General features: G+C 50.7%; 13 protein-coding genes. 11 read left to right on the plus strand and 2 right to left on the minus strand.

Annotated features, from left to right (window positions below; genetic code table 11):
• Window positions 1–96: 96 nt before the first annotated feature.
• A complete protein-coding gene (locus KP806_RS22330) occupies window positions 97–825 on the minus strand; it encodes a YhcN/YlaJ family sporulation lipoprotein (protein ID WP_224725966.1) in 729 nt (242 codons plus the stop codon).
• Window positions 826–1,192: 367 nt separating this feature from the next.
• On the opposite strand from KP806_RS22330, the gene coxB reads away from it, so the two are divergent.
• The 11 genes from coxB (at window position 1,193) to KP806_RS22385 (ending at window position 11,063) form a co-directional block, all read left to right on the plus strand.
• Window positions 1,193–2,245, plus strand: coding sequence for a cytochrome c oxidase subunit II (gene coxB / locus KP806_RS22335; protein ID WP_224725982.1), 1,053 nt, complete (start codon window positions 1,193–1,195; stop codon window positions 2,243–2,245).
• A 74-nt stretch (window positions 2,246–2,319) separates the two neighbouring features.
• Entirely contained in the window at window positions 2,320–4,164 is a 1,845-nt protein-coding gene (gene ctaD, locus KP806_RS22340) for a cytochrome c oxidase subunit I (RefSeq protein WP_224725983.1), read from the plus strand.
• Window positions 4,161–4,778: a cytochrome (ubi)quinol oxidase subunit III gene (locus KP806_RS22345; RefSeq protein WP_224725967.1), complete on the plus strand. Its 618-nt coding sequence runs from the start codon at window positions 4,161–4,163 to the stop codon at window positions 4,776–4,778. The genes ctaD and KP806_RS22345 overlap by 4 nt, the downstream gene beginning before the upstream one ends.
• 3 nt (window positions 4,779–4,781) lie before the next feature.
• A complete protein-coding gene (locus tag KP806_RS22350; protein ID WP_224725968.1) occupies window positions 4,782–5,099 on the plus strand; it encodes a cytochrome C oxidase subunit IV family protein in 318 nt (105 codons plus the stop codon).
• A 111-nt stretch (window positions 5,100–5,210) separates the two neighbouring features.
• A complete protein-coding gene (gene ctaG, locus KP806_RS22355; RefSeq protein ID WP_224725969.1) occupies window positions 5,211–6,113 on the plus strand; it encodes a cytochrome c oxidase assembly factor CtaG in 903 nt (300 codons plus the stop codon).
• Window positions 6,114–6,150: 37 nt separating this feature from the next.
• Window positions 6,151–6,615 carry a DUF420 domain-containing protein gene (locus KP806_RS22360; protein WP_224725970.1) on the plus strand — a complete coding sequence of 155 codons (465 nt, stop codon included), beginning with the start codon at window positions 6,151–6,153 and terminating at the stop codon, window positions 6,613–6,615.
• 155 nt (window positions 6,616–6,770) lie between these two features.
• Complete coding sequence (locus KP806_RS22365; RefSeq protein WP_224725971.1) at window positions 6,771–7,496, plus strand: hypothetical protein; 726 nt, start codon at window positions 6,771–6,773, stop codon at window positions 7,494–7,496.
• 19 nt (window positions 7,497–7,515) lie between these two features.
• Window positions 7,516–7,902, plus strand: coding sequence for a GntR family transcriptional regulator (locus KP806_RS22370; protein ID WP_224725972.1), 387 nt, complete (start codon window positions 7,516–7,518; stop codon window positions 7,900–7,902).
• A 15-nt stretch (window positions 7,903–7,917) separates the two neighbouring features.
• Window positions 7,918–8,829, plus strand: a complete 912-nt coding sequence (locus tag KP806_RS22375; protein WP_224725973.1) for an ABC transporter ATP-binding protein — start codon at window positions 7,918–7,920, stop codon at window positions 8,827–8,829.
• Between the two features lie 19 nt (window positions 8,830–8,848).
• Entirely contained in the window at window positions 8,849–9,754 is a 906-nt protein-coding gene (locus KP806_RS22380; RefSeq protein ID WP_224725974.1) for an ABC transporter ATP-binding protein, read from the plus strand.
• A complete protein-coding gene (locus tag KP806_RS22385; RefSeq protein WP_224725975.1) occupies window positions 9,747–11,063 on the plus strand; it encodes an ABC transporter permease in 1,317 nt (438 codons plus the stop codon). Before KP806_RS22380 ends, KP806_RS22385 begins: the two co-directional genes overlap by 8 nt.
• A gap of 75 nt (window positions 11,064–11,138) precedes the next feature.
• On the opposite strand, the gene KP806_RS22390 is transcribed toward KP806_RS22385, so the two are convergent.
• Window positions 11,139–11,306 carry a hypothetical protein gene (locus tag KP806_RS22390; protein WP_224725976.1) on the minus strand — a complete coding sequence of 56 codons (168 nt, stop codon included), beginning with the start codon at window positions 11,304–11,306 and terminating at the stop codon, window positions 11,139–11,141.
• Between the last annotated feature and the right edge of the window lie 199 nt (window positions 11,307–11,505).

The raw sequence follows: 11,505 nt of genomic DNA on the forward strand, positions 1-11,505 counted from the left end.
TACCTTTTTTATGTGAATAACCGCCGTTTAGAATCGGCTCTTAAAACGTATATATATAATAGAAGCGATTTTTTTAACCGCGTCGAACGCCTTAGATTAACGCTCCATTTGGGATTCCGAAGGGCTAACGGTGCCCGGCTGTGTAAGAGGCGGCGGCATAATTTTGCCTCCGGCAAAATGGTATTTGATGACGGTATTGAACGTATCGATCCAAGGCATCAGAGAACGGCCGCCCCATGCTTCCTTGGCGAATTCATTGAAATAGTTCACGAGCTCCATATTGGCGGAAATGTGCACTTCCTCTACATTAGGTGCAAGCTGGCGCACTTGCTTGGCGACCGTTTGTTTCAGCTCGTTGGACAAATCGTTCACGTCATTGACAGAGAAATAGGAATTGTAAGGATAGACAAGAGCTCTGCTGTTGCCGTACGGACTTCCCGTATCTACATTATATACGCCTTCGTTCGTGCCTGTATTGTCCTGCTCGTTCGTGCCGCCGTTGTTCTTGGTGCCTACCGCCGACCAGTCCAGCATGAGGCCGACGTAAGCATTTTTGTCGGTAAGCATAACGATGGCCGAGGCGACGCCATTCAAAGTCGATACTTTATTGGAAATGGCGGAGCTGTATTCGAAAAAGGCATTGTCATGCTGATGCGGATTATTCGTCATCGGACCGTAAGCTCTTTCGCCAAGCATCTTCGGATCATTCGCCTGACGGCTGCCGTAGTCCGTATCGCTTTGTTGGGCAAGCTCTTCATAATTGCAGCCGGCTGCCGCCGACAGCACAGCCGCTGTCAGAAGCAGAGCGGCCATTCGTTTGACCATAAAGAAACGACCCCCATTCTTCGGATAATGACTTTAGTTTTTGCCCGGACCGTTTAAATATACGTTTTGGTCCACATACATAATTGACCATGGGTTTGGTGCACAATGTAGGGGAGGAAGGCAGCGGCAGGAGCCTGCGCGATGAAGGCGGAAGAGACTCGCAAAAACGCCGGAGTGATGCGGATTTGACAGCTTTGAGAACAATTTGTGAACTCTCTGTGGAACATTGACAAATAGGGTCTTCAACTTTATATTTAATAAAGTGATTTAAGTTGCAGGAGTTGTAATAACATCTGTGAAACACGCAGCCGGCCGCTTGCCACGTGATATAAGGCAGCTGCGAAAACGTCAAAAGTGGGGTTGATTAATTATGAAACGGTGGCAATTTGTAAAACGGCTTGCACCGCTAATGGCCTTCATGGTATTAGTGCTAGCGGCATGCGGACGGGCTGACTTGTCGACGCTGAATCCCCAGGGACCTGTAGCGGAAGAACAATTCGGACTGATGAAGCTGGCAATTACGATCATGGCATTCGTCGTCATTATCGTATTTGCGATATCTTTCTATGTCATTATTCGTTTCCGCAGACGTCCGGGAGACAAAACGATTCCGAAGCAAGTCGAAGGAAGCCACAAGCTGGAGATCATTTGGACGGTTATTCCGATCATCTTGCTTATCATTCTTGGCGTTCCGACCGTACAATCCGTATTTAACCTGTCGAAAGACTACAGCCAGGATCCGGAAGCGGTTAAGGTTGTCGTGACTTCACATCAATACTGGTGGGAATTCGAGTATCCGGAATACGGCATCAAGACTGCTCAGGAGCTAATTATTCCTACGGGCAAAACGATTTCAATCGAAGCGAAATCCGCAGATGTTCTTCACTCGTTCTGGATTCCGTCGCTTGCCGGCAAGATCGATACAAATCCCGGCGCGAACGTAAACTTCATGCATTTCTCAGCTCCTAAAGAAGGCGTTTACCTCGGCAAGTGCGCCGAGCTGTGCGGACCTTCCCACGGATTGATGGACTTTAAAGTAAAAGCGGTGGACGAGTCCTCCTTCGACCGTTGGGTAGCGGCTATTCAAGAGCCGGTTGCTCTTCCAAGCGATCCTGCTATCGCGGCTGCATTCGAAAGCAAATGCCTTTCCTGCCACGCTGTAGGCGACAAGGGCGGACCGGCATATCCTAACCTGACTGGCATCGGCTCGAGACAATCCGTTGCAGGTATACTTGTTAACACCGATGATCCGCAATACGAGAACGAAGGTTCAGTTTACGACAACCTGCACAAATGGATCAGCAATCCGGAAGAGGTTAAGCCGGGCAACCAAATGACAGGCGCTTATGATTTGACTGAACAGGAAATCGAAGGTATTGCAAAATATTTATCCGAACTTAAGCTTAACTACGAACAATAATTTATCGGTGATTGAAGGAGGTACCTACTTTGGCTCATGCGCATTCGCATACGGTCAAACGTTACAGCGGGTTAATGGACTGGCTGACGACGGTTGACCATAAAAAAATTGGAATATTGTATCTGATCGCCGGCGGATTTTTCTTCCTGGTCGGCGGACTCGAAGCTATTCTTATTCGGATTCAATTGTGGAAGCCGATGAATGATTTCGTAAGCGCGGATACATACAACGAGCTTCTGACGATGCACGGAACGACGATGATCTTCCTTGCAGCGATGCCGCTCTTGTTCGCGCTAATGAACGCGGTCGTGCCGCTTCAAATCGGGGCACGCGACGTTGCTTTCCCTTTCGTTAACTCGCTGGGCTTCTGGACATTCTTGTTCGGCGGCGTTTTGCTTAACGTAAGCTGGTTCACAGGAGGCGCTCCCGATGCGGGCTGGACGGCTTACGCTCCGCTTGCGGGAACGACATACAGCAGTACGCACGGCATGGATTATTATGTACTAGGCTTGCAGATCGCCGGTATCGGTACGCTGATCGGCGGTATCAACTTCCTGGTTACGATCATTAACATGCGCGCTCCGGGCATGACCTTTATGCGGATGCCGCTGTTCACCTGGACGGCTTTCATTACATCCGCTTTGATTCTGTTCGCGTTCCCGGCTCTGACTGTCGGTCTCGCGGCGCTTATGTTCGACCGGATCTTCGACGCTAACTTCTTTGATCCATCGGGCGGAGGCAACTCCGTACTTTGGGAGCATATTTTCTGGATTTTCGGGCATCCTGAGGTTTATATCCTCATCCTGCCGGCCTTCGGCGTTATTTCCGAGGTAATAAGCACATTCTCGCGCAAGCGCTTGTTCGGTTACAGCTCCATGGTATTTGCGACCATCCTGATCGGTTTCCTGGGCTTCATGGTTTGGGCGCATCACATGTTCACAACAGGTCTCGGTCCGGTTGCGAACGCTTTGTTCTCGATTGCGACGATGCTTATCGCAGTACCGACCGGTATCAAAATCTTTAACTGGCTGTTCACCATGTGGGGCGGCTCAATTAAATTTACTACAGCGAATTTGTTCGCGGTAGGCTTTATCCCGACGTTCGTAATGGGCGGCGTTACCGGCGTTATGCTGGCGGCGGCTCCGGCCGACTTCCAGTACCATGACTCGTACTTCGTCGTAGCGCATTTCCACTACGTTATCGTAGGCGGCTTGATTCTTGGTATTTTCTCAGGCTTGCATTACTGGTGGCCTAAAATGTTCGGACGCATGCTGAACGAAAGTCTTGGCAAATTGACGTTCTGGACGTTCTTCATCGGCTTCCATTTGACATTCTTCATTCAGCATTTCTTGGGCTTGCTCGGTATGCCGCGCCGTATTTGGACGTACCTGGACGGTCTGGGCTTTAACGAAATGAACGCAATCAGTACGGTAGGCGCGCTCTTGATGGGTCTTGGCACGATCTTCTTCATTCTGAACGTGATCGTAACATCCGCCAAACCGAAAAACGCAGCAGCGGATCCGTGGGAAGACGGCCGTACGCTGGAGTGGACGATTCCATCGCCGCCGCCTGAATACAACTTTGCTCAAACGCCGCTTGTCCGCGGTTATGACGCTTACTGGAAAGAAAAAATGGACGGACACAGCGGCATGACGCCTGCTGAGCCAATCGGTCCGATCCATATGCCGTCTCCTTCGATTTTGCCGTTCTTCATGGGTCTGGGCTTCTTCATCGCCGGCTTCGGATTTATGTACGCGCAGGATTGGGGCATGGTCGGCTCGATCAATACGGGCTACATCATTGCCGGTGCAGGTTTGCTTATCGTGTTCGCTTGTATGTTCCTGCGGTCCGTTTATGACGACCACGGCTTCCATATTGAAGAAGAAGAAATCCTCAGAGATAAGGGGGGTAAAGCATGAGCGCGCATTCGCATGTAGAAGGGCAATTGCCTCATGAGCCCGAGAAGGCGACCCTCGAGGGACGCAATAAAGTATTAGGTTTCTGGCTATTCCTTGGCGGCGAAACGGTGCTGTTCGGAACGTTGTTCTCAGCGTTCCTGGCACTTCGCCATCAAGTGCTCGACGGTCCTACGGAAAACGAGCTGTTCAAGCTTTCGATCGTAGCGATCGCAACAGCTTTGCTTTTAACATCCAGCTTGACGAGCGTATTCGCGGTTCATGCCCTTCATACGCATAACCTGAAGGCTATGATTAACTGGCTGATCGTAACCGTAATTTTGGGTGCAGGCTTCCTTGGCCTCGAGATTTACGAGTTCTACCACTATGTGCACGAAGGCCACGGCTTTACGACGAGCGCATTCAGCTCCTCGTTCTACACGCTTGTCGGCTTCCACGGCGCGCACGTTGCGTTCGGTATTCTGTGGATCTCGCTTATTATCGCGCAGCTGTTCAAGAAAGGCCTTAATACAACAACCGCTCCGAAGGTATACGTAGCCAGCATGTACTGGCACTTTATCGACGTTGTCTGGGTATTCATTTTCACCGTCGTTTACTTGATGGGAAAGGTGGTTTAATCGATGGCAAGCAATCATTCCGCCACAGAGCAAAACACCAAGAAGCATAAGGTCGAAGGACCGAAGAAGCATGTTATCGCGTTTATTTTCTCCGTCCTGCTTACGTTCATCGCATTTGCGACCGTAATCAGCGGAGAAATCAACAAAGATTTTACCTACATTATCTTGGTAGGTTTGGCTATTTTGCAGGTATTCGTGCAAATGGCGTTCTGGATGCATATGAAGGATCGCGGTCACACTTATGCGATCATTGGAATTTTATCCGGCGTGTTCATCGTATTTACTTGCGTTATCATGGCTGAGTATTGGGCTTGGTGGTAATCGCTTTGTCGTAATGTTGGAGGAGGGTCCCTTTGGTTTGGGTCCCTCCTTTTTTCAAAGTTATGTAACGTATCATTACGCTTCGAATTGCAGTTGAAAGGAGCTTCCACGATGCTTGGCTTACAGTATTTCCGCTTCGAAGAATTGTGGACCCCGTTGTTTTTCTTTGGAATGGCTGCGATTGTCATTCTATATTTCTATCTGATCGGTCCATGGAAAGAGAAGCATTTCCCTCAGGAGCCGGCTGCAACGGTTAAGCAGAAGACACTTTTTGTGTCCGCTGCCGTTCTGGTTTATTTGGTGCATGGGGGGCCTCTAAACCTGCTAGGCCATATGATGTTCACTTTTCATATGGTGAATATGTCGATCTCGTATTTGATTGTGCCGCCTATGGTGCTCCTTGGCGTGCCGGCTTTTATTTGGCGAAAAATGTTCGAGGCCTCTTTCTGGAAAAAGCTAAGCTGGCTGATGCATCCGATTGCGGCGCTTGTGCTTTTTAATATGCTATTCTCGATCTACCATATTCCAATTGTACATGACTATGTGATGACGCACTTCACGGTGCATCGTCTTTATTATTTGGTGCTCTTTATCACCGCTTTCATCATGTGGTGGCAAATCGCTTGCCCCGTGCCCGAGTGGAACAGGCTTACCGATTTGAAGAAGATGGCGTACGTGTTCGCCAACGGGATGCTGCTGTCGCCGGCATGCGCTCTCATTATTTTTGCCAAAAGTTCGATGTATGCCATATACAGCGATCCGAACGTATGGGTGACGGCGATGGGGTATTGCGTGACCGGCGATCCGAGCCGGCTGCTGGAAAGCTTCAGCGGTCCGCAGTTTTTCAACTTAATGGACGTTGTCGAAGATCAGCAGCTCGGGGGGATCGTCATGAAGCTCGTGCAGGAGCTGATGTACGGTATCATTCTTGCGTATATCTTCAAGCAGTGGTTCAAGCGCGAGCATACCGAGGATGAGCTGCCGAATACGAACCCGAATACCGGAACCGCTTAGCGGATGTAAACCTTATTTTGGACTGGGTGGGGTACCATTGGATATTTACACGTTAATGCCGACGATCAGCACGTCGCTCATCGTAATCAGCGCGATTCTCGTTGCGATCGGCTGGAGGCTTGCGGTGATGAGGCGGCTGGAGGAGCATCAGCGGATGATGTTTTGGGCGGCCGTGACCGCGATATTGTTTTTTATCATCTATTCGTCGAGGACGCTTATTTCCGGCAATACTTCATGGGGCGGTCCCGACAGTCTGAAGCCGTTCTATGTTACGTTTCTGCTGTTCCACATTACGCTAGCTACAGCTGGAGCCGTATTCGGCATCACAACGCTTACGCTGGGCTATAAGAAAAAGTTCGCGAAGCACCGCAAGATAGGAAGGGTGACCTCGATCGTCTGGTTTTTTACGGCGATAACTGGGGTAACGGTGTATGTGCTGCTTTATCTTATGTATCCAGGCGGTCATACGAAGCCGATGCTGGACGCTATATTAGGCTGGTAATAGGGATAGGGAGCCGCTGCTCGCAGAAGAGTTTACTCTTTTGCGGGCAGCGGTTTTTTTGTTTTCCAGCCGTTGACAAAGGTGTATCCAGTGAATATACTGTGTATAAAGATATATACAGTATATTCACTGTACAGCCGAAGGGAGCAAATGCCGTGAGCAACTGGAAGGGAGCTTGGTTCCTCGCCAAGCATGAAATGAAAAGGGACCGGTGGAAGACGCTTTTTTCGATTGGATTTGTTGCTTACCTGCTGCTGTTTACGGCTCCGTTATACAATCAGCGAATCGAAGGCGAGGATAGTCCGTGGATTGGCTGGGCGACGGATTTTATATTTATGTCCTTGCTCCCCTTGCTTGGGTTTGTGTTCAATAAAACGATGATGAGCTACTGGAAGCTGGATTCTTATTCGAGAAAGCTGGCCCAATGGCGTACCTTGCCGATTTCGCCGAAGCAGATCGCAGTCGGCAGGCTGATCCAAATGACAATTACTCTGTTTTCCTTGCAGCTTCTCTTTTTCACCTTGCAGTATGTGATTATCCGGATGACGGGAACGGAGCTGGCGGGCGTGCATTTCGCGGTACATGCTTTATGCTGGTTCTGCTACTCGCTCGTCATTGCGGTCATCTATGCGTATTGGGAAACGGGGCATTCCGGCAAAATGTATTTTGTGTACAGTTGCGTGTATCTGGCGGTGCTGCTCGGCTTATCCATCGGGCTGACGCTGCTGCATGCGGGCAACATTGTGATGACGTCGCTCCGGCTGATCGAGAACGGCGATTGGTGGATCGTGTTTCCATCGGCGGCTGTCGGGGCGCTTGCTTTGTTCGTCGGGGCAAACCGGATCGAGAAGCGGCTTACGGAACGCAATTACATGAATTAGCAGGAAAGAAGGTGAGGCCATGCGGCTGCCCATACAAATTAACGAGCAAAGCGCCGAACCGCTCTATCATCAGATCGAAGTGCAGCTGCGGGCGTTGATCGTTAGCGGGCAATTGGAGGAGGGCACGCTGCTTCCTTCGATCAGAGAGCTTGCGCAAACCGTCAAATGCAGCGTTATTACGGTGAAGAGAGTATATAACGATCTGGAGCAGGAAGGACTGCTGCGTACACGGCAGGGCACAGGCACTTACGTGGCGAAGGTCGAGGAGCAGGAGCGCGACAAGCACCGACTCGCCGCGGTCATCGAAGCGCTGGAGCAGGCGATCGCCGCGGCAAAGCGGGTGCAGTGCCCGGAGGAAGAGCTGAGGTCCTTGTTCGATGACACGATAAGCAAGCATTACGAATAAAGGGGAGGGGAGCCCATGTTCGGGGAAACAGCCATTCAGCTGACAGGCGTTATACAGAAGAGGCCGAACTTTCGGCTTGGACCGCTGGATTTAATGGTACCTAAAGGTTATATCACGGCGATTGTCGGTCCGAACGGCAGCGGGAAAAGCTCGACCTTCCGGCTCATGCTGGATTTGAATAAAGCCGGGGAAGGCACGATCGAGGTGCTTGGCGCGCCGGTCGGCCGGGGCGATGAAACGGAGCTGAAGAAGCGGATCGGTTATTTGGCCGATGAGCCGTTCCCCCACGAGGATGGCATGAAGGGGACGGAAAAAGCCGATTTTCACCGCTTCTGGTACGAAAGTTGGGACGTGAACCGGTACCGCGAGCTGCTGCAAATATTGGGCGTTGACGATCATCAGGCGCTTGGGAAAATGTCGAAGGGAATGCGGCGCAAATTCGAATTTGCTTTGGCGCTGGCGCACGGGCCGGAGCTGCTGCTGCTTGATGAGCCCTCCTCCGGGCTGGATCCGCTGGCCTGGAAAACGATGATCGATATTTTGCATCGCTATATGGAGCCAGGCGACCGGACGATTCTGATGTCCTCCCATATTATTGAAGAAGTGAAACGGCTTGCCGATTTTATCGTATTTATGGCGCAGGGCAGAGTGCTTGGCATGTACGAGAAGGATGAGCTGTTTGGCAGCTGGTTCACGTTTTTCGTAAGCGGGGAGCAGCTGACGGCAAAGCTGGCGGCCGCTGCTCCGGGGCAATGCGGAGTCGAGCATGCCGGCGGTTCGACCTACCGCATCACGACTAGCAAGGCAGCCGAAACGGAAGCCTGGTGCTTGCGGGAAGGCTTGCAGCTAATAGGAAGGCAGGCTTTGGAGCTGGATGAGATTATGAGCGCCTTAATGCTTCAGGACCGGCTGAGCAACAGATCGTAACGATGAAGGGAGCAAAATCATGAATCCATTGAAGGTAGATCGAATCGTCAAGCAATACGGGGAGAAAACGGCAGTAAACGGCATCAGCTTCGAGGTTGGCGAAGGGGAAATTTACGGGCTGCTCGGCGCGAATGGCGCAGGCAAAACAACGACGATGCGGATGGTACTCGGCCTCATATATCCGGATGAAGGTCAAATTTTGTATCATGGCAAAGCCTACAGCAGCGACCAGCTGAAAAATCTCGGATATTTGCCGGAAGAAAGAGGCTTATATCCGAAGGTGCGCGTAAGCGACCAGCTGATCTATCTGGCGCAGCTGCGCGGCATGTCGAAGAGGGATGCGGATGCCAGCCTGAAGCGCTGGCTCGAGCGGTTCGAGGTGCCGGAATATTACAACAAGAAGGTCGAAGAGCTGTCCAAGGGCAATCAGCAGAAGATCCAGTTTATTGCCTCCGTCATTAACGCGCCGAAAATCATCATCCTGGACGAAGCGTTCAGCGGTCTTGATCCGGTCAACGTCGAGCTGTTGAAGTCGACGGTCAAAGAGCTCCGCGATTCCGGCACAAGCATCCTGTTCTCCACGCATCGGATGGAGCATGTGGAGGAGCTTTGCCGCAACATTACGATTTTGCACCGGTCGAACGTTGTTTTGAAAGGGAATATCAAGGAAATCAAGAAACAATTTCCGAAGGAACGCATCATTCTCAGCACGGAAAGTGAAGTATTGGGGCTTGAGCGGATCTCCGGCGTTACGAACGTGATCCGGCATGAGTACGGCTATGAGCTAGGCATTGCAAACGAGGCGGCAGGCGGCGATATTTTGCGTCACGCGATAGAGCAGTCGGCGATTACCCGCTTCGAGATCAAGGAACCGACGTTAAACGAAATTTTTATTAAAACGGTAGGCGGTGACAGTCATGAATAGCTTTTGGACGGTAGTCGGATTCACGGTAAAAAACAAGCTGCGGGGCAAAGCATTCCTGATCACGACCATTATTATCGCACTTATTATGAGTATCGGCATTAATCTTCCGTATATTTTCTCGCAGTTCGGAGGCGGCGATAAAGTAACGAATATCGGTTACATTCAGTCGAAGCAGGCGGAGCTGGCGCAGGGCTCGGCAACGGGCGATCAGTTGAAGGCGTTTTTCGAAGCGCAGGAAAATCCAGGCCTGATGCTGGTCCCGTTCGAGGATAAGGGTTCGGCAGGAGCGAACGAGCAGCAGCTGAAGAAAGCCATAGCGGATAAACAGATTAAAGGTTACCTGGAATTTGGCGAGATGTCGGTCAGCGGCTTCCCGGAAATGACCTACAAATCGGAGAAGCTCATGGAATTCGAAATGACGAGCTCGCTGCAGGGCGCGCTTCAAATGATCCGCCAATCGACAATACTGCAGAACGCAGGGCTGACGGAAGAGCAGCTGGCGCTGCTTAATGCCCCGATCGACATCGATACGGTGCAAATTTCGGCGGCGGAAGGTGCAGGCAGCCTTGGGGACGGAAAATCGCCGGAAGAGCAGGCTGTGAATATGGGGCTTATCTATTTTATTATCATCCTTCTGTTCATGGCGGTCATGATTTCGGGGCAGATGATTGCCTCGGAAATAACGGCCGAAAAAAGCTCGCGCGTCATGGAAATTCTCATTACGAGCGTATCGCCGCTTAAGCAAATGTTCGGTAAAATATTCGGCATGTTCGTAGTGGTCGTGCTCCAAATCGCGATTTACGTCGTCGTCATCATCGGGAACATATCGATGCCGCACAACAATATGGCGCTCGGAAATCTCAACATTGATCTGAGCAACATCGATCCGGCTTTGCTCGCCTATGCGGTACTCTTCTTCCTGACGGGATTTTTCCTCTTCGCTACACTGTTCGCGGCGGTCGGCTCGCTTGTCAGCCGCACGGAGGATTTGGGCCAGGCGGTCATGCCGATTACGATTTTGTCGCTGGCGGGCTTTTATATTTCCATATTCAGCATCAGCACCCCGGACAGCACGCTTGTGAAGGTGACGTCGTTCATCCCGTTTTTCTCGCCGTTCGTCATGATGCTGAGGCTCGGTCTCACCGATCCGCCGGTATGGCAGGTGATTACTTCTATCGGCATCCTGCTCGTAACGATCTACGTCGCCGTATGGATTTCCGCAAAAATTTACCGCACCGGCGTGCTTATGTACGGCAAGCGCCCAAGCTGGAAAGAGCTTAGGAAGGCAATGAAGGCTTATAAGGTTTAGAAGTCTGGAGAGATATAAATACTCATAAAGCCCTTTATCAGGGCTTTATGAGTTTTATTCGATATTATGGTGTAATTAATAACCTTTACCGTAAGGGCCAGCGCCTACCCCACCGACGTTTCCGCCGTAGCCGCCGCCAAAGAAACCACAGCTGCAAGAGATGATAACCAGCAAGATGAACAGTACCAGAATGAAACCAATATTATTATTAAATGCGCCGCCTACGTTATTACCGCAACTCATTAATCCATACACCTCCAAATGTCTTGATACGTTGTAGGTTATGCGCCGTTTGAGTGGTTTGATTGGGTGTTTGTTCTGTAGCCTCATCTTTCGGAATAATTAACTAATCACAAGGCAAATTTAAACATGTTCTGAATTTAAAAACGGCTAGGCCCCTTAATTCTGGAGTCTCCCACCGTCAATTTGACGTTTTCGCAGT

The organism is Paenibacillus vietnamensis (assembly GCF_020169515.1).
GTDB lineage: Bacteria > Bacillota > Bacilli > Paenibacillales > Paenibacillaceae > Pristimantibacillus > Pristimantibacillus vietnamensis.